Annotated in this window: 15 protein-coding genes; 4 read left to right on the top strand and 11 right to left on the bottom strand. The window is 72.1% G+C overall.

Going from position 1 to position 18907, the window contains the following annotated elements; all coding sequences use genetic code 11:
* Positions 1-2: 2 nt before the first annotated feature.
* Genes AC1DPN_RS13475 through AC1DPN_RS13465 form a run of 3 tightly spaced genes read right to left on the bottom strand, consistent with a single transcriptional unit; the run spans position 3 to position 6272 of the window.
* The gene (locus AC1DPN_RS13475) at positions 3-3662 is read right to left on the bottom strand and encodes an error-prone DNA polymerase (RefSeq protein ID WP_477085274.1); all 3660 of its coding nucleotides are present in this window, start codon (positions 3660-3662) and stop codon (positions 3-5) included.
* The gene (locus AC1DPN_RS13470) at positions 3655-5466 is read right to left on the bottom strand and encodes a DNA polymerase Y family protein (RefSeq protein ID WP_477085273.1); all 1812 of its coding nucleotides are present in this window, start codon (positions 5464-5466) and stop codon (positions 3655-3657) included. The genes AC1DPN_RS13475 and AC1DPN_RS13470 overlap by 8 nt, the downstream gene beginning before the upstream one ends.
* Entirely contained in the window at positions 5463-6272 is an 810-nt protein-coding gene (locus AC1DPN_RS13465; RefSeq protein WP_477085272.1) for a hypothetical protein, read from the bottom strand. The genes AC1DPN_RS13470 and AC1DPN_RS13465 overlap by 4 nt, the downstream gene beginning before the upstream one ends.
* A gap of 185 nt (positions 6273-6457) precedes the next feature.
* On the opposite strand from AC1DPN_RS13465, the gene AC1DPN_RS13460 reads away from it, so the two are divergent.
* Genes AC1DPN_RS13460 through AC1DPN_RS13450 form a run of 3 tightly spaced genes read left to right on the top strand, consistent with a single transcriptional unit; the run spans position 6458 to position 8263 of the window.
* Positions 6458-7150 (top strand): Pr6Pr family membrane protein, encoded by a 693-nt coding sequence (locus AC1DPN_RS13460; protein ID WP_477085271.1) that lies wholly within the window; start codon positions 6458-6460, stop codon positions 7148-7150.
* 7 nt (positions 7151-7157) lie between these two features.
* Positions 7158-7700 carry a YbhB/YbcL family Raf kinase inhibitor-like protein gene (locus AC1DPN_RS13455; protein ID WP_477085270.1) on the top strand — a complete coding sequence of 181 codons (543 nt, stop codon included), beginning with the start codon at positions 7158-7160 and terminating at the stop codon, positions 7698-7700.
* Entirely contained in the window at positions 7697-8263 is a 567-nt protein-coding gene (locus tag AC1DPN_RS13450) for a YbaK/EbsC family protein (protein ID WP_477085269.1), read from the top strand. Before AC1DPN_RS13455 ends, AC1DPN_RS13450 begins: the two co-directional genes overlap by 4 nt.
* A gap of 94 nt (positions 8264-8357) precedes the next feature.
* On the opposite strand, the gene AC1DPN_RS13445 is transcribed toward AC1DPN_RS13450, so the two are convergent.
* On the bottom strand, positions 8358-9446 hold the full coding sequence (locus tag AC1DPN_RS13445) for a ScyD/ScyE family protein (protein WP_477085268.1): 1089 nt from the start codon (positions 9444-9446) through the stop codon (positions 8358-8360).
* Positions 9447-9760: 314 nt separating this feature from the next.
* The gene (locus AC1DPN_RS13440) at positions 9761-10843 is read right to left on the bottom strand and encodes a class I SAM-dependent methyltransferase (RefSeq protein ID WP_477085267.1); all 1083 of its coding nucleotides are present in this window, start codon (positions 10841-10843) and stop codon (positions 9761-9763) included.
* A 130-nt stretch (positions 10844-10973) separates the two neighbouring features.
* On the opposite strand from AC1DPN_RS13440, the gene AC1DPN_RS13435 reads away from it, so the two are divergent.
* On the top strand, positions 10974-11606 hold the full coding sequence (locus tag AC1DPN_RS13435) for a hypothetical protein (RefSeq protein ID WP_477085266.1): 633 nt from the start codon (positions 10974-10976) through the stop codon (positions 11604-11606).
* A 16-nt stretch (positions 11607-11622) separates the two neighbouring features.
* Here AC1DPN_RS13435 and AC1DPN_RS13430 read toward each other — a convergent pair whose 3' ends face one another.
* From AC1DPN_RS13430 to AC1DPN_RS13405, 6 genes are read right to left on the bottom strand one after another with little or no spacing between them, the layout of a single operon-like run.
* A complete protein-coding gene (locus AC1DPN_RS13430; RefSeq protein WP_477085265.1) occupies positions 11623-12345 on the bottom strand; it encodes a DNA alkylation repair protein in 723 nt (240 codons plus the stop codon).
* 21 nt (positions 12346-12366) lie between these two features.
* Positions 12367-13200 carry a TrmH family RNA methyltransferase gene (locus tag AC1DPN_RS13425; protein WP_477085264.1) on the bottom strand — a complete coding sequence of 278 codons (834 nt, stop codon included), beginning with the start codon at positions 13198-13200 and terminating at the stop codon, positions 12367-12369.
* 4 nt (positions 13201-13204) lie between these two features.
* Positions 13205-14443 (bottom strand): MFS transporter, encoded by a 1239-nt coding sequence (locus tag AC1DPN_RS13420; protein ID WP_477085263.1) that lies wholly within the window; start codon positions 14441-14443, stop codon positions 13205-13207.
* 24 nt (positions 14444-14467) lie between these two features.
* Positions 14468-16450 (bottom strand): ABC transporter ATP-binding protein, encoded by a 1983-nt coding sequence (locus AC1DPN_RS13415; RefSeq protein ID WP_477085262.1) that lies wholly within the window; start codon positions 16448-16450, stop codon positions 14468-14470.
* Positions 16447-18183: an ABC transporter ATP-binding protein gene (locus AC1DPN_RS13410; protein WP_477085261.1), complete on the bottom strand. Its 1737-nt coding sequence runs from the start codon at positions 18181-18183 to the stop codon at positions 16447-16449. Before AC1DPN_RS13410 ends, AC1DPN_RS13415 begins: the two co-directional genes overlap by 4 nt.
* Entirely contained in the window at positions 18183-18857 is a 675-nt protein-coding gene (locus AC1DPN_RS13405) for a TetR/AcrR family transcriptional regulator (RefSeq protein ID WP_477085260.1), read from the bottom strand. The genes AC1DPN_RS13410 and AC1DPN_RS13405 overlap by 1 nt, the downstream gene beginning before the upstream one ends.
* Between the last annotated feature and the right edge of the window lie 50 nt (positions 18858-18907).

The following is an 18907-nucleotide window of genomic DNA, read 5'->3' as shown; positions in this document are numbered from 1 at the left end:
CCTCAGTGGAAGTCGCGTGAGCTCGTCCTGACCCGCAACGACATGGGCACCAGGTGCTCGGCGACCAGGTTGGTCGCCCCGTCGGACCGTTCCAGCCTCCCCCGCACCACCAGCGCACGGGACGTGCGGGCCACCTTGCGGAACCGTTGCCACAGGCCCGCCGAGCAGACGATGTTGAGCAGCCCCGTCTCGTCCTCCAGCGACAGGAACGTGACACCACCGGCTGTGCCCGGGCGCTGACGGTGCGTGACGACGCCCGCGACGGCCACCCGTCGCCCGATCTCGTGCGTGTACGCCTGCTCGACCCGCAGGACCCCCGCCGCGTCCAACCCGTCGCGCACGAACTGCGTCGGGTAGGAGTCGACGGACACCCCCGTCGCCCACACGTCCGCGGTGGCGATCTCCACGTCGCTCAGCCCCGGCAGCGTCGGTGCACTGACCCCGACCGAGACGCCCGGCAGCGTGTCCGGGCCTTCCTGCGCGAGCGCGCCGGCAGCCCACAGCGCCTCCCGACGCGTCACGCCCAGGCTGTCCAGCGCCCCCGAGGTGGCCAGTGCCTCGAGCTGCGCGGTGGAGAGCTGCACCCGCCGGACCAGCTGGCGCAGGTCGGCGAACGGGCCGCGCTCGCGGCGTTCGTCGACGACACGTTGCGCGACGTCCTCCCCCACCGACCGCACCGACGCGAGCCCGAGCCGCACCGCCAACGACCTCGGCCGCTCTGCCCCCGCGCCGGTGCGCACGCCGGGTGCGGTGACCGGTCCGGTCCCGCTGGGGGTCGGGACCAGGAGCGGCTCCCCGCCCGTCGGCGTCGGGCACAGGCGTTCGACGCACGCCTGCACGTCGGAGAGCTGGACGTCCGGGCGCAGCACCTCCAGGCCGTGCCGACGAGCATCGGCGGCGAGCGACTGCGGCGAGTAGAAGCCCATCGGCTGCGCCGCCAGCAGACCCGCGTAGAACGCGGCCGGGTGGTAGACCTTCAGCCACGCGCTGGCGTACACGAGGAACGCGAACGAGTAGGCGTGCGACTCCGGGAACCCGAAGTCCGCGAACGCCTTGAGCTTGTCGAAGATCTGCTGGCCGGTCTCCGCGTCGATCCCGTGCCCCGCCATCCCGTCGAGGAGCCGCCCCCGGAGCGCCTCCATCCGCTCGGTCGACCGCTTCGACCCCATCGCGCGCCGCAGCTGGTCCGCCTCGGCCGGCGTGAAGTCGGCGACGTCGATGGCCATCTGCATGAGCTGCTCCTGGAACAGCGGGACGCCCTTGGTCTTGGCGAGCGACCGCTCGAGCAGGGGGTGCAGGTACGTGACCGGCTGCCGACCGTGTGCGCGCTCGATGTACGGGTGCACCGAGCCACCCTGGATCGGGCCAGGCCGGATCAGGGCGACCTCGATCACGATGTCGTAGAACGTGCGCGGCTGCAGACGCGGCAGCGTGCCCATCTGCGCACGCGACTCCACCTGGAACACCCCGACCGTGTCCGCCGCGCTGAGCAGGTCGTACACCTGCGAGTCCTCGGCGGGCAGCCCGTGCAGGTCGAGCTCCTTGCCCTCGTGCTCCTTCACGAACGAGAACCCGATGCGCAGCGCGGTGAGCATGCCGAGCCCGAGCAGGTCGAACTTCACCAGCCCCGCGTCCGCGCAGTCCTCCTTGTCCCACTGCAGCACCGTGCGGCCGGGCATCCGCGCCCACTCGACCGGGCACACCTCGATCACGGGTCGGTCGCACATGACCATCCCGCCCGAGTGGATCCCCAGGTGCCGCGGGAGCCGCAGGAACCGGTCCGCCAGGTCGATGACCTGCTCGGGGATCTCGTCCAGGTCGCTCGCGGACGGTGGCAGCACCGCCGGGACCACGTCGTGCCCGTCCGCCGTGGCCAGCCCGGGGGTGTCCACGCCCTTCGGTGCCCGCAGCACCGGCCCGGGCTCCCACGTGTTGCCCCACATCGAGGCCCGGGTGCGCCACCGCTCCTCGCGTGCTGTGACGACGGTCGTCGGGGGCTCGGGCACCGGGCCGGCGTGACCGGCGTGCGGTCGGGCAGGACGGCCCGGTGCCGGCTCGACCGGCGCAGGCGCCCGGGAGCTCGTGTGCGGACGTTCGGGCGGCACCGGCACGGGCTGGGCCGGTGAGCGCAGGCTCCCCCACCGCTCGATCGACGACGCCCACGCGTCCTGCTGCCCGGCGTCGTACCCCAGCGCGCGGGCAGCGTCCCGGACGGCCGACCGTGGCCGGTAGGAGATGACGTTGGCCACCTGCGCGGCGTGCGAGCGGCCGTGCTTGGCGTAGACGTACTGGATGACCTCCTCGCGGCGCGCGGACTCGATGTCGACGTCGATGTCCGGTGGCCCGTCTCGCTCCGGGGCGAGGAACCGCTCGAACAGCAAACCGTGCCGTACGGCGTCCACGGCGGTGACCCGCAACGCGTAGCAGACCGCCGAGTTGGCGGCCGAGCCGCGGCCCTGGGCCATGATCCCGTTGCGCCGGCAGAAGTCGACCAGGTCGTAGACGACCAGGAAGTAGCCGGGGAACCCGAGGTCCTCGATCACGCGCAGCTCGTGCTCCAGCTGCGCGTACGCACCGGGCACACGCTCATGGTCGGGCGGTCCGTACAGCTCGAGGGCACCCCGTCGAACCAGCTCCCGCAGCCAGGTCGCCTCGGTGTGGCCGTCCGGCACCGGGTAGGGCGGCAGGTTCGGCGCGACGAGGGACAGGTCGAACGCGCACTCGTCGGCCAGGTCCGCCGCAGTCCCGACGGCCGACGGGTGCCGACGGTGCAGCGCGAGCATCTCGGCTGCCGACCGCAGGTGCGCACCGGGTCCGCCCGGCAACCAGCCGTCCAGGTCCTCCAGCGACGACCGCGCGCGGACCGCGGCGAGCGCCGAGGCGAGGTCGGCGTCGCGCGGGGTGGCGTAGTGGACGTTCCCCGTCGCGACCAGCGGCAGGCCAGCCTCGGCTGCGAGGAATGCCAGGGCGTCAGACCGTTCGGCGTCGTACGGGTCCCCCGCCGCCGTTGTCTCGACCGCCACGTTGCCGCGCCCGAACAGGGCGACGAGCCGGTCCAGCTCCCTGCGCGCGGCCTCGACGCCCGACGCTGCGACTCCAGCGACCCCGGACGGGTCACCGCCTGCGAGCGCCCGACGGACGGTCCCCTTGCGACACCCGGTGAGCACGAGCCACTGTCCGTTCGCGGTCGCGGCGAGCTCCTCGAGCCGGTAGTCCGCGGCGCCCTTCTTGCCGGTGCGCAGGTGCGCCTCCGCGATCGCGCGCGACAGTGCCCGGTACCCGTCGGCACCCCGGGCGAGCACCAGCAGGTGCGACGACCGCGGGTCGGGCACTCCCGTCGGCAGGTCGAGCACCGGCGGCCCAGGGGTCACTCGGACCTCCCGGTGATGACGGCGCCCGTCCGGTGCAGGAAGGTGCAGCTCGGCGCCGAACACGGTGGGCAGGCCGACCGCGCGGGCCGCCTGCGCGAACCGCACCACGCCGTAGAGCCCGTCGTGATCCGTGACCGCGAGCGCCCGCAGCCCGAGCCGGGACGCCTCCGCGGCCAGCTCCTCGGGCTGGCTGGCCCCGTCCAGGAAGCTGAAGGCCGAGTGCGCGTGGAGCTCGGCGTAGCGCAGCGACGTCCCGCCGCGCGGCGAGGTGACGGCTGCCGTGTCAGTCATACGTCGCCTCGCACGTCCAGCCCGTCGCCGTGCAGGCGAGCAGCACGGCGCGACCGTCGTCGAACGTCACCTGCAGGTGCGCGCGCAGACCTGGACGGTCGTCGGTCCACCAGCGCTCGCTCAGCAGCCACGGCCCCGCCCAGCCGACGACCGGCCGCACCTCGTCGGCGGGCACGTCCCGCACGGCAGCACGAGAGAGGGACCGCTTGTCGAAGCGCGCGCCGGGTCGTCGCCGAGCCTGTGGTGTGGTGTCGTCGTCCTCCCGCGGGAGCCACCGCACCCACGCCGGCTCCCCGGTCATCCCCGCGCGCACGTCGAGCACCACCGGGATCCCTGCGGCGTCGCGCACCTCGACCCGCTCGGGCGGGTCCAGGACCGTCGCCGGCGCGGGATCGGGCAGCCGCCCCGGCCAGGGTCGGTCGACCGGCCGCGCCGGCTCGGTCTGCTCGCCCCACGGCCGCAGGTGCACCTGGTCACGGACGTCGCGGCCGCCCTGCAGCGTCGCGACGAGGATCCCGGCCCCGCCGACGATCCCCTGCACGCGGTCCAACGCCCGGTGCGCGCGCAGGTCACCGCCCGACGGTCCGCCCCAGAGGCGCCCCTGCTCGGCGCCGGCCGGTGCGACGTCCAGGGCGGTGACGGCGAGGTGCACGAGCGTGACCGACCGGGAGTCGTCGTCGTGCCAGGGGTCCACCGGCAGGTCGTCGTGCGCCCAGGGGTCCTTGCCTGACGCGACAGCCGCCCGCGCACCGGCCGACCGGACACGCGCCGCAGGGTCGTCCCCGGCGCGGCTGCGTGCCGTCTCGACCGCGGTCGTGGCCAGCCAGCCCTCCAGCTGCCAGCGGATCCGGTCGGTGATGCGGGCAGGCGTCAGGCCACCCCATCCGCCGAGGTCGGTGCGCCACGTCCGGACCAGGTCGGTGCCCTCGTCCGTGCGTGCAGCGATCTGCAGGCGCCCGCAGGTCACGGAGTGCTGCACGAGCAGCTCGTGCAGCTCCTCGGCCAGCCGTCGACCGGCGAACGTCGCCGAGTCGACCCGGTCGAGCGGCGGGTCCAGCTCGGTGGACACCTCGAGGTCAGCCTCGGGGCGTCGGCGTGCCGGCGGGCGTTCGTCGTCCCCGCGTGCGAGCAGCTGCGCCCAGGCGCCGAGGCGCCCGAAGCGTGCGTGCACGTCGGTGGGCGGCAGCGCGGCGAGCTGCCCGAGCGTGCGCAGCCCGAGCCTGTGCAGCAGGTCCACCAGATCCGTCACCGCTGCCGCCGCCGCGTCGGTGACCGTCGCGTGCACCAGCTCGGTCACGCCGTGCCGCGCGAGGTAGGCGGGCGACCCGCCCGGTGGCACGACGCTCCCCGACCGGGTGGCCAGGACCGCGGCCAGCAACCCGTCCGCGGTGCCGACCGCGCACTCGTGCCCTGACCGCGCGGCGACGGCGTCGACCAGCAGCTCCGCGAGCGCCTCCTCGGACCCGTGATACCTGCTGGCGCCACCTGCGGGCAGCAGGAGCATCCCGGCACGGACCACCTCGATACCGGCCACCACGGTCTCCGCTGCAGCCGCGACGGGCTCGAACATGCGGACGTCGCGGGTGTCGTCGGCAGGCAGCAGGACCAGCTCCGGGCAGACTCCCTGCGCCTGACGCCGACGCATCCCGCGGCGCACCCCCTCGGCCCGCGCGAGGGCGGACACGGCCGTGAGCCGCTGCCCGTCGTGCACCGCGACGGGCAGGTGGGCAGGCACCTCCTCGGTCGCCGCGGCGGCTACCACCGGCCAGTCCGGCACCCACAGCACCGTGGTCCGCGTGCTCATCCGACGAGCCTCAGACCGGTCGCCTCGACAGCCGGCGCAACGGTGACCTGCTGGCTGACCTGCTCGGTGACGCCCAGCGGCAGCGTCAGGTCGAGCGACTGCGGCACGGCGGCACTGCCCCTGCCGGTGCGCGCCACCCGGATCTCGTGCGTCCGCAGCCGCCCCGCGCCCGCGTCCACCCCGGTCCACCGCCCCCGCTGCACGGTGAGCACCACCCCGGCACCGGGCCAGTCGACGGTCGACAGCAGCACGGACCCGCGGTCGCGAGCGCGGGAGGACAGGCGCCTGCGGTCGGCGTCGGTGAGTGCGACCTCCGGTCCGACGACCACGACGTCCACCCCGTCGAGCAGCGCGGCGACCACGGTGGGCGACTCGAGCCCGGGACGCGGTACCACGGCCAGCCGCTCGAGCGACACGCCTGCCTGCGCGGCGGCGAGCAGCCCGACGGTCGGCTGCCCGACGACCGCGGCCCACGCCCCACCGGCGCACGCGTGCGCGAGCATGACGAGGACCAGCGAGGTGGACCCGGTCACGACCGTCGTCGCGCCGCGGCGCAGCCCCTCGGGCAGGAGCGTGGCCAGCGCCGGAGGCACCGCCATGGGCGGTCGTTCGCTGGTGATGATCCCGACATGCACGTCGGGCGCCGGCTCGTCGGTGGGCACCTCGGGCACCAGTGCGACGACGGGCGGCTCAGGACGTGTGCCGATCGGCAGCACGCTGCGCGCACCGGTCCGCTCCTCGGCACGTGCGAGGGCAGCCCGGGCGAGCCGGACCCGGTCCTCCCGGGTCATGGTTCCGGTGGTCACGGCGCACCTCCCTCGTCACGATGAAGTTGGACCTCAGCACCAGCTCAAGCCAGGTCTCTCGAACATCTGTTCGAAGTATCTCAGTACACGCTGACATCGTCGGCACTGTCAATCCGCCGGTGGGCCGTCAGGCCGTTGTAGGTTGCGCGAGCCGGCAGCGTCGCCGGCGCGTCGGGAGGGCAGTCATGGGAGTCGTCGTCGGGGTCTACCGCCTCGCGTTGGCAGCGATCACGTTCGTCGCGCTGTTCTGGTCACCGAGCGGTGGCGTCAGCCTCGACCTCGAGGACTACGTCTACTTCACCAACCAGTCGAACCTGCTGCTCGCGGTCGTGATGCTCTGGGGCGGCGTCGCGGTCCTCGCACGCAGGACGGAACCGCGACCCTGGCTCTGGGGTGCCGTGACGCTGTTCATCCTGATCACGGGGCTGGTCTCGTACCTGATCCTCGACCCGGCCCCTCCGGGCGAAGAGGTCATCGCGCTCGGTCTGACGCACGACCAGCTGGTGCACCGGCTGACGCCCATCGCAACGTTCGTGCACTTCCTGCTGATGGTCCCCCACCGCAGCCTGCGCATCCGGAACGCGGCCTGGTGGCTCACCTACCCCGTGGCGTACTGCCTGTTCACCACGATCCGCGGCGTGGTCAGCCCCGGCAGCGACTACCCGTACGGCTTCATCGACGTCTCCGAGCTCGGCTACGGCGGCCTGCTGCTCAACGTGCTGATCTACGGCGTGGGCTTCTTCGTCCTCGGCCTCGCGCTCGTGGGCATCGACCGACTGATGCCTGCCCGCGCCCTGGTCGGTCGGGTGACGACGAGCACGACGACGAGCACGACGACGAGCACGACAGCCAGCACCAAGGCCCCGTCCGCGACATGATGTCGCCATGGCTGCGAACCTCACCCGCCCCGTCGCCCCCGACCCGTACTCGCTCCTGCCCAAGGTCCCCGACTTCGCGCTGACCAGCGAGGACATCACCAGCGGCGAGCCGGTCCCGGACGTGCACACCAACACGGCGGACGACCGCAACGTCTCCCCCCAGCTGTCCTGGTCGGGGTTCCCGGAGGCCACGAGGTCCTTCCTGGTCTCCTGCTTCGACCCGGACGCCCCCGGCCCCGCCGGCTGGTGGCACTGGACCCTCGCGGACGTGCCTGCGAGCGTCACCAGCCTGCCCCGGGGAGCCGGCAACCCGGACGGCTCGGGCCTCCCGGCAGGCGCTCTGCAGCTGAAGGGCGACGACGGCGTCGCGGGCTACGTCGGCGCGGCCCCGCCGCCGGGCGACCAGGTGCACCGGTACTTCTACGTCGTGCACGCGTTGGACACCCCGTCGCTCGGCTTCTCCCCCGACACCATGCCGGGCGCCGCCAACACGGCGGTCACCTTCCACACGCTCGCGCGCGCCGTCCTCGTCGGGACCTACCAGCGATGAGCCTGGGCACGCTGACCTGGACCCGCGCGCTCGACCACCCCGACCTCCTCGCCCCTTCCACCCTCGCGACGATCACCGCGTGGGCCGACGAGGACGCGACCGTGGCCGACACCGTGCTGGTCACCGAGATCGACCCGGAGCTGGCCGACACCGCGACCCTGACCGAGTCGTTCGCCCTGCCACCAGCCGCGTCCGCGAACTGCGTGCTCGTCGCGGGGCGGCGCGAGGGTGAGGAACGCGTCGCTGCGTGCGTGGTGCGCGCCACGACCCGCGCGGACGTGAACAACGCCGTCAAACGACTCCTCGACGTGCGCAAGGCGTCGTTCCTGCCGATGGACCGCGCGGTCGAGGAGTCCGGCATGGAGTACGGCGGCATCACCCCGCTCGGCCTGCCCGTCCGCTATCGCGTGCTGGTGGACGGCCTCGTCGCCGTCGACCACCCGGACGCCGGCGGCACCGTCATCATCGGTAGCGGTCTGCGCCGCTCCAAGATCGCGCTGCCCGGGGCGCTGCTCGCCCGCGCACCGGGTGTCGAGGTCGTCGACGGGCTCGCGCTGGGCTGAGCGAGCGGGAGACGGGCCAGATTCCCGGTCCGGTGACCGGTGCACGACCACGCCCCTCCGCGCAGCAGGCGGAGGGGCGTAGGTCGTGGTTGACCTACAGCCTGACGGAGATGAGCGTCCCGTTGCCGAAGACGTCGGTGGTCGCGTAGAGCGTCGATCCGCTCACCTCGACGTCCGCGGCCATGCTCGCCGGGAGGAACAGGCTCACGGCGCGGGACCCGGCAGCGATCTTGTAGACGCCCTCGCCGAAGAGCGACGCGACGTACACGTTGCCCGCCCCGTCGAGCGTCAACCCGGTCGGCGACAGGAGCCCGCCGACGTAGACCTCGGTAGACCCGCTCGTCGGGGAGACCCGGAACACGGCGCCGCGGGCGCCGAGACTGGCGTCCTCCGGTCCGCCCGGCAGCGACGAGACGTACAGCCAGCCGTCCGGTCCCAGCTCGACGTCGGTCGGCACGGGCTCGAAGGCGTACGTCAGGCCCACGCAGTCGGTCAGCCCGAAGGCGGCACCGGCCTCCGGGGTGATGGCGGCGGGTCGCGGTGGGAGCACGGCCACCGTCCGGATCGCGCCGGTGCGGAGGTTCACGGCGAGCACGCCGTTGATCCCGGCGTCGGCGACGTATGCGGTGTTGCCGACGACAGCGAGCGAGTACGGGTGGGAGTCGACCTCACCCGTGTAGCTGACCGGGAACCCGAGGGCGGTGAGCTGCGCGACGCAGCCAGGGTTCGCCGCCACGTCGGCTGCGGACAGCCCGTAGGCGACATCGCCGTCAGGGTTGACCGACGTCTCGTAGGCGCCGATCTGGTCGGTGACGGTTCTGACGTGCCCGCGCGCGTCGATCACCTTGAGCGAGCCGGCGAGCGGTCGGGGGTCCTCCGGACCCGCTCCCTGGCTCTCCAGGAAGTAGACCTTGCTCCCGAGGTTGTCGACGCCCGAGACGTCCCACTCCGGGCCGCCGTCGTACAACGTCGTCGTACCCCGCTTGCCGACGTTGGTGAGCAGGGAGGCGAACTCCTGGGAGACGGTGACCGTCTTCGCCGGTCCGACCGACAGGTGCAGCGGGCCGATCAGCCCCTGGGCCAGCGTCGTGGGCCCCGTCGGTGGCGGTGCGGCGGTGGCGGCCCCGACCGGCCCGAGCATCAGGAGCGCGGCAGCTGTGACGGCAAGAGCAGGCTTCCTCATCGTCTCTCTCCTTCGTGAGCGACAAGCGCGACATTCCGGTCATTTCGGCCGACTCGACGCTACGCGCCTCCCCGTGTCACGACAACCGCCCGACCTGACCCGTCATCATCGGCAGCGGCCTGCGACGCTCGAAGATCGCGCTGCCCGGCGCCCTGCTCGCCCGCGCTCCTCGTCGATCGTCGTGAGCTGCGCGACCACCCCGGCCCAGTTGTGCGCCAGTACTCCTTCCCGAAGACCGACACCCAGCTGTAGACCTGTGCGGCCCCCTCGAGCGGCGGCCGACCGGGCAGCAGGGCGCCGTGACGGCGGGCGGCTCACGGCTCCTGTGGCGCCAGGAGCAGACGGTAGAAGCGCAGCAGGTCGTGCTCCACCGGCAGGATCTCGATACCGGCGAACCCTGCTTCCCGTGCGTAGCGGTCCAGCGTGTCCGGACGCATGACGGTGCCCGTCGCGGCGCTCGGTGTCGTCGAGCGACCGTCAGGGAGGCACACGGACAGCGACCAGCCGTAGAAGAGTCGCTCGACCGCGTCACCGGGAGCCGAGAACAACTCCCGGGTCCGTTCGTCGGCCACGAGCACGTACCCGTCGTCGTGCACCATCCGCCGGGCCGACGCGAGCACTGCGACAGGGTCCGGCATGTCGTGCACGCACTCGAAGAACGTCACGACGTCGAAGCGGCCGTCCTGCAGCACGGCCGCGTCGGCCAGCTCGAACGTCGCGTCGACCCCGGCGGACGCGGCGCTGCGACGTGCGGACTCGATCGACGGCGCGTCGATGTCGATGCCGACGACCGACACGTCGGGATACGCCCGCGCGATGGAGATGGACGACCAGCCCGCACCGCACCCGACGTCCGCGAGCCGCCCGCCCCGTCGCAGCATCGTGTGCAAGGACGGGATCGACGGCAGCACGTCGTCGACCAGTGCGCCGAGGAAGAACGGCCGGTTCAGCGCCGCCTGCGAGCTGCGAGCGTCGTCGCCCATGCGCTCCCACGAGACCCCGCCACCGGTCCGGTAGGCATCGAGCAGGTCGTCCACCACGCGCCCCGACGCCGCCTGCAAACGGCCGAGCGGCGCCAGGAACAAGGCCGAGTCCTCGTCCGTGAGGACCTCGCGCGCACCTTCGGTCAGAGCGAACCGGTGCGATGCGTCGACCGTGACGTACCCCGCGACCGCCTGGTGCTCGAGCCACTCGCGCGCATAGCGCTCGTCAGTCCCGGTCCGCTCGGCGAGCTCTGTCGACGACGACGGTCCGTGGGCGGCCAGGGACGCGTACCACCCCAGCCGGTCGCCCGCGTAGACCGCGAGCATCTCCTGCGCACCGAGCGTGGCGGCGAGCATCCGGTTCGCGACGTCGTCGGGTTCGTGCCCGACCGGTTCGAACAGATCCGAGGACATGGCCCCCATGGTGTCAACGACCAGGGCGACGCGGAAGGCCGGGTCGACCGGCCGTCGAGGGTGGGTCACGTCATGATGTGATCCGACGCCGGGCTCGGCGCCTCCGGCGGCTCCGCAGAACGAGGGTGCAGTGGCAGACGAGAGCAGGGCCCAGACCGACCGTCGCGAGCTTGTCGCCGTGATCCTGCTAGCCGTCACCGCGATCCTCACGGCCTGGACCGGGTTCCAGGCGAGCAAGTGGTCCGGCGCGATGTCGATCTCGTTCTCGCAGGCGTCGTCTGCCCGCATCGAGGCCGCGCGCATGGAGGCGACCGCCGACCGCAAGCAGACGATCCAGGTCTCCCTGTTCACGCAGTGGCTGGAGGCGTACCAGGGAGGTGACCAGGAGCTCGCCGACTTCCTCGAGGAGCGGTTCCCCGAGCCCCTGTCCACGACGTTCCCGCAGTGGGTGGCCGAGAAGCCTCTGCAGAACCGCGACGCGCCGGCCACCCCGTTCGAGATGCCCGACTACGTGATCCCGGAGCTGGCCAGGGCCCAGCAGGCCGACGCCCGGGCCGACACGAAGTTCGGCCTGGCGCTCGTGTACAACCAGCGCGGCGACAACTACACCCTGCTCACGGTGGCGTTCGCGGTCGTGCTGTTCCTCGGCGCGCTCTCGGGCCGGATGCGGCAACCACGCGCGCAGTGGCTCCTGCTCGCGATCGGCGGGGTCGGGTTCGTCCTGCTCTCCGTGGTGCTGCTCTCGTTCCCCAAGCTCGTCTGACCGACGTGCTGCGCCGTCACCTGGCCCGCTCGGGCCCCTGCGCGAGGTAGCGTGCCCGCTCCGGTGGCGGCAGCCGCTCGACGGCGGCCCGCAGCATGACCCTCGGCATCTGCTCCGCGTGGGTGTCGAGGAAGGCGACCAGCCCCGGTCCGCCCGCGGCCCGCAAGGCCCAGCCGACGCCCTTGCGTACCGTGTCCGACTCGTCGCCGACCAGCAGAGCGGCGATCGCGAAGGTGTCCGTCGGGTCGGCGGCTCCCGCGCGCAGGTAGTACATCGTCGCGACGATCGCGGTCCGGCGCTCGTACGGGTCGACGGAGCGCGCGAGCTCGTACAGCGGAGCCCGGTCGCGGTTCTCCAGGTACCGCCCGACGACGTGCAGGGCCGCACGGTCGACCAGGTCCCAGGTGTTGATCCGGTCGTGGCGGCGCAGGTACGGCTCGTACATCGCCCGCCGCTGGTCGTCCGAGGTGCGCGCGAGCCGAGCGCGCGCGTCGAGGACGCTCACCGCGCACACCCGGGCCTCGTGCACGTCGCTCTCCAGCAGCACCTCGACCTCGTCCAGCGGAAGCCCGACCGCCTCCTTGGCCAGCGCGAAGGCCTCCCCCATCCGCACCCCGAGGAACACGTCGTCGCCCCGCTCATCGAGGGGGAAGTACCGCTCGTACGCGGCCAGCTGCTCGTCGGACCGCAGCCCGCCGAGACGCTCGAGGATCTGCGCGGCGGTCGTCGGAGCAGCCATAGGCCGACCCTAGTGACGGCCTCAGACGGACGGCACCCTCGTCGCCCAGAAGGCCACCGCCGCGGCGGAGGCCACGTTCAGCGAGTCGACGCCGCCCGCCATCGGGATGCGGACCACGAGGTCGGAGCCGGCGATCGTCGACGGCTTGAGGCCGTCGCCCTCGGCGCCGAGGATCAGGGCCAGCCGCACGGGCGGGTCGGCCGCCAGCGCGTCCAGCGAGATCGAGTCGTCCGTGAGCGCGAGCGACGCCGTGACGAACCCGAGCGAACGCAGTAGGTCCAGCCCGTCCGGCCACGGGTCGATACGCGTCCACGGCACCTGGAACACCGTGCCCATGGAGACGCGCACGGACCGCCGGTACAGCGGGTCGGCGCACCGGGGTGTGATGAGGACGGCGTCCAGCCCGAACGCGGCGCAGGCACGCATCGCGGCGCCGACGTTGGTGTGGTCGACGATGTCCTCGAGCACGGCGATCCGGCGCGCGGTCGTCAGCAGCGACTCGACCGGTGCGAGCGGCGGCCGGTGCATGGCCGCGAGCGCTCCGCGGTGCACGTGGAACCCGGTGATCGCCTCGAGCACGGGTTCGTCGGCGACGTAGACGGGCACCACCACGTCGTCGTCGGGCAACCCGGCGAGCATCCGCTCCAGGTCCGGCACCCATCGCGGTGCCAGCAGGACCGATCGCGGCTTGTGGCCCGCGGCGAGCGCGCGCCCGAGGACCGTCGAGCTCTCGGCGATGTAGAGGCCCTTGGTGGGCTCCAGCTTCGAGCGCAGCGCGACGTCGGTCAGGGAGACGTAGTCGGTGAGGCGTTCGTCGTCGGACGAGGTGACGGTCTGGAGGTCGGGTCGGGGCACCCGCTCATCTTCCCAGCGCGACCGCGTCGGCCGACTCCACGACCGCCCGGCGCACCGCGCGACCGCCCACCAGCGCAGCCACACCCCCGACCACCGCCACCACCGGCACCAGGATGAACGCGGCGTGCGTACCGAACTCGTCGGCGAGCGCGCCGAGCGCGAAGGGCGAGACGCCGATCGCCAGGCCGGCGGCGAGCGTGGCCCGCGCCTGCGTCGCGTCCGGACGGTGCGGTGCGGTCGCCAGCAGCATCGCCACCGAGAGCGGGTACTGGGCGCCGTAGCCGAGGCCCGAGACGACGAGCCCGACCATAGCCACGGCGGGGCTGGTCGCCGTCCACAAGATCGTCCAACCGCCGATCGCGACGACGAAGGCGGCCGCGAGCAGGAGTGCCGGTGCGACGCGCAGGGACAGCGGCCCGACGACGAACCGGATCACCGACATGCCCAGGACGAGCCCCGCGGTGGTCGCGGCTGCGATGCCTGCGCCGGCGTCGGTCTGGTCGATCACGAGGCCGGTGGCCCAGTACGTGGTCGCGAACTCCATCGCGATCGCGGCGACCATGCAGACCAGGAAGCACCACGCCGGCAGCGCCGTACGCGGAGGAGACTCGCTCGTCACGGTCGGCGCGGGGATCGCCTCGGCGTGGGCCGGCGTCATCGCTCCACCCACCGGGATCCGGGTGTAGAGCAGCAGCGAGACGAGCGCGAGCACCGACGTCACGACGACCGCGGGACGCCAGCCCCAGCCGACGGCGACGCACGCGCCCACGGCGAGCGGGCCGAGGAGACCGATCGAGGAGCCGACGCCGTTCCCCTCCGTCAGGGCGGCCGACGCCGACACCCCGTGCCGCAGCGCGAGCCCGGGCTGGGTCGCGCTGATCAGGACGTTGCCCCCCAGCGCCACGAAGAAGATCGCGGCGAGGCTCCATCCGAGCGTCGGAGCGAGCACCAGAGCCACGACACCGCACCCGATGAGGACCAACGACGAGAGGAGCGCGGGCCGACGTCCGGACCACTGGACGAACCTCGGGCTCAGGAAGGCCGCCAGGATCGCCCCAGCCGCCATGGCCGTGCCGTGCAGACCGGCCTGCGCGTCGGAGACGCCCAGGTCCTCCGCGAGCAACGGGACGCTCGGGTTGAAGCTGTACAGGAACCAGCCCCACACCACGAAGGTGCCGTAGAACGCGATCGTGATCCGGTCCCGCTCGAGTCCCGGCCTCTCGGCGGTGGGGAGCGTGACCATGGGCCGAGCGTACGGGCTCCGCGGTCAGTCGACGGGCGCCACCGCCGCGGCGAACTGGCTCGCGTACAGCCGGGCGTATGCACCGTCGGTCGCCAGCAGCTCGTCGTGCGACCCCTGCTCGACGATCGCGCCGTCCTCCATGACCAGGATCGTGTCGGCGTCGCGGATCGTGGAGAGCCGGTGCGCGATGACGAACGACGTCCGGCCGTGCCGCAGAGCGTTCATCGCCTGCTGCACGAGCACCTCGGTGCGGGTGTCCACCGACGACGTCGCCTCGTCCAGGATGAGGATCGCGGGGTCGGCCAGGAAGGCGCGGGCGATCGTGAGCAGCTGCTTCTCCCCAGCCGAGACGTTCGCTCCCTCGTCGTCGACCACGGTGTCGTAGCCGTCGGGCAGCGTCCGCACGAACCGGTCGACGTGGGTGGCCACGGCCGCCTCGACGATCTCGTCCTGCGTCGCGTGCTCCACGCCGTAGGCGATGTTCTCGGACAGGGTCCCGCCGAACAGCCAGGTGTCCTGCAGCACCATGCCCATCTCGGAGCGCAGCGCGTCCCGGGTCATGTCGCGCACGTCGACGCCGTCGAGCGTGATGCGGCCACCGTCGACCTCGTAGAACCGCATGAGCAGGTTCACCAGCGTCGTCTTGCCGGCGCCGGTCGGTCCGACGATCGCGATCGTCTGACCGGGCTCGGCCACGAGAGACAGGTCGCGGATCAGCGGCTTGTCGGGCGAGTAGCTGAACTCGACGTTCTCGAACGCGACGCGGCCCGCGATGGGCTGGTCCGGCCGGGCCGGCGTCGCCGGGTCCGGTTCCTGCTCGTCGGCGTCGAGAAGCTCGAAGACGCGCTCCACGGACGCGACGCCCGACTGCAGCAGGTTCGCCATCGAGGCGATCGCCGTGATCGGCTGCGTGAACTGGCGGCTGTACTGGATGAACGCCTGGACGCTGCCCAGGGACAGGGCGCCCGAGGCGACCTGCAGACCACCGACGACCGCGACGATCACGTAGTTGAGGTTGGCGACGAAGCCGAGCGCCGGCTGGATGATCCCGGAGATGAACTGCGCCTTGAAGCTCGACTCGTAGAGCCTCTCGTTGCGCTCCGCGAACGTCTCCGCCGACTCCTTCTGCCGACCGAAGACGGTCACCAGCGAGTGCCCCGTGAACATCTCCTCGATGTGGGCGTTGAGCTGGCCCGTGACCGCCCACTGCTGCATGAACTGGGGACGCGAACGCTTCGCGATCATCCCCGCGATCCACATCGACAATGGCACGGTGACCAGAGCGATGACGGCGAGCAGCGGCGAGATGAGGAACATCATCACGAGCACCCCGATGACGGTCAGCACCGACGTGATGAGCTGCGACAGGGTCTGCTGGAGCGTCTGGGCGACGTTGTCGATGTCGTTGGTGACGCGGCTGAGCAGCTCACCGCGCGGCTGGCCGTCGTGGTACTTCAACGGAAGCCGCGACAGCTTCGCCTCGACGCGCTGGCGCATCTGGTAGACGACGCGCTGGACCACCACGGCCGTCATGCGGCCCTGCAGCCACCCGAACAGGAACGACCCCAGGTAGATCACCAGGACGACGAGCAGGATGTTGCGCAGCTGCGTGAAGTCGATCCCGACGCCGGGCACGGCGCCCGACGTCTCGACGATGTTGGCCTGGGACGTCTGCCCCGCCTCCCGCAGGCCCGCGACCGCTTCCGCGTTGGTCGTGCCGGCGGGCAGCTTCTTGCCGATCACGCCGCTGAAGATCACGTTCGTCGCGTTGCCGAGCAGCTTGGGCCCGATGACGGCCAGGACCACCGACGCGGTGCCCATCGCGATGATCGCCACCAGCGGCCACCGCTCGCCGCGCATCTCGCGCAGGAACCGGCCGGCCGAGCCGCGGAAGTTCATCGACTTCTCGCCGGGCATGCCCATGTTCATCATGGGACCGCCGCCGCCTGGACCGCGGCGCTGCGGGGGGATCCGCTGTGCGGTCCCGGGACGCTCGTCGGTGCTCATGCTGCCTCCTCCACGCTGACCTGCGAGTACACGATCTCCCGGTAGGTCTCCGACGACTCCAGCAGCTCGGGGTGGGTGCCCACGCCGACGACCAGGCCGTCCTCCATCACGACGATCGAGTCCGCGTGCCGGATGGTGGCCACGCGCTGCGCGACGACCAGCACGGTCGCGTCGCGCGTCTCGGGAACGAGCGCCGCTCGCAGCGCCGCATCGGTCGCGTAGTCGAGTGCCGAGAACGAGTCGTCGAACAGGTACACCGAGGGCTTCCGCACGAGTGCACGGGCTATCGCGAGCCGTTGTCGTTGCCCGCCGGACACGTTGGTGCCGCCCTGCGAGATCGGCGCGTCGAGCCCCTCGGCCAGCGCCTCGACGAACGGGCGTGCCTGCGCGACCTCGAGCGCGTGCCACAGCTCCTCGTCGGACGCCCCCGGCTTGCCGTACTCGAGGTTGGAGCGGACCGTCCCGGCGAACAGGTAGGGCTTCTGCGGCACGAGGCCGATCTGCGTCCACAGCTCGTCGGGGTCGAGCTCGCGCACGTCGACGCCGTCGAGCAGCACCGCGCCGCCCGTCACGTCGAACAGCCGCGGGATCAGGTTCACGAGCGTGGTCTTGCCCGAACCGGTCGAGCCGATGATCGCCGTCGTCCTGCCCGGCTCGGCGACGAGGTCGACGCCGTGCAGCACCGAGCGCTCGGCGCCCGGGTAGCGGAACTCGACGCCGCGCAGCTCCAGGAGACCGGAACGGGTCCCGGGCAGCGGGACGGGGTTCGCCGGCGGGACCACCGAGGTCTCGGTCTCGAGCACCTCACCGATGCGCTCCGAGGACACCACGGCCCGCGGGACCATCACGAACATCATCGTGGACATCATCACGGCGATGAGGATGTAGGCGATGTAGGACAGGAACGCGGTGAGCTGGCCGATCTGCATGTCTCCCGCGTCGACGCGGTAGGCGCCGAACCACAGCACCGCCACGCTGGTCAGGTTGAGCACGGCCATGACCGACGGGAACATCAGGGCCATGAGCTTGCCCACCCGCAGGGACGTGTCGTAGAGCTCGGCGTTCGCACCGTCGAACCGCTCCGACTCGCGGCGCTCGCGGACGAACGCACGCACCACGCGCACCCCGGCGATCTGCTCGCGCAGCACCCGGTTGATCCCGTCGATGCGCTTCTGCATGGTCCGGAAGTACGGCACCATCCTCGAGATGATCAGGCCGATGATCAGGCCGAGCACGGGCACCGAGACGAGCAGGATGCCCGAGAGCACCACGTCCTCGCGCATCGCCATGATCACGCCGCCGACCAGCATGATCGGCGCCATGATCATCATCGTGAAGGTCATCTGCGTGACCATCTGGACCTGCTGGACGTCGTTCGTCGTGCGCGTGATGAGCGTCGGCGCGCCGAACTTGGCCACCTCCTGCGCCGAGAACGTCTGCACCTGACCGAACAGCCGCTCGCGCACGTCCCTCCCGAACGCCATCGCCGTGCGCGAGCCGTAGTAGACCGCGATGACGGCCGCGATGACCTGCACGAAGCTGACCGCGAGCATCACACCGCCCAGCCGCAGGATCTCGTCGGTGTCGCCGACGACCACGCCGTCGTCGATGATCCGGGCATTCAGGCTGGGCAGGTACAACGTGGCCATCGTCTGCACCAGCTGGAGCAGGACCACCGCGATCACGGCGCCCTGGTACGGCTTGAGGTGCACCTTGAGCAGCTTGACGAGCATCAGCGGGTCCTCTCGGGGGATGAGGATGCGTCGGGGCGAGCGACGCCGTGCAGGATCAGGTCGACCAGACGTGCCGCGTCGGGAGGTTCGGGGTCGAGGCCGCGACGCCGAGCGTCGGCGGTCCGCATGATGGCGCCGAGCAGGACGGTCACCAGCAGGTCGTCGACCTCGGCGACCGGGAGACGCAGCTGGTCGGCGTCCGGTGCCAGGACCGCGTGCACCGCGTCCCGGAGCGCCACGTTGCCGGGTTCCTGGAGCTTCGACCACGCACGCATGCGCTCGAGCTTGTCCCCCGGCTGGACGTCGTCGAGACGGACCACCTCGTGCAGGACCTGCATCCAGCGCATGGCGTTCTCGACGCGGTCGAGGCCGAGCTGCATGAGCACCACGAGACGATCACGCAGCGGCAGGCTCATGTCCACCGCATTGATCTCGGGCACGCCGGCCGCCGGATCGACGGCCGCCATGACCGCCTGACGCACGAGGGTGTTCTTGTCCGCGAAGACGCGGAACAAGGTGCCCTCAGCCACCCCCGCCGCCTCGGCGAGCTCCCGCGTCGTCGCCGCAGCACCGCGCTCGAGGAGCACCGGCTGGACGGCCAGCAAGATCGCGGCACGACGCTCGTCGGGCGGCAGCGGCGCGGCCCGACCCTTGGCCGGGGCAACGGCTTCCATGCGTGCGACCCTAACTGAGTGAGCACTCACTCCCACCACGTGTTCGCTGT

Source organism: Cellulomonas sp. P4_H4, from assembly GCF_056400865.1.
Note: the sequence above shows the minus strand (reverse complement) of the source record. Positions and strands in the feature narration are given on the sequence as shown.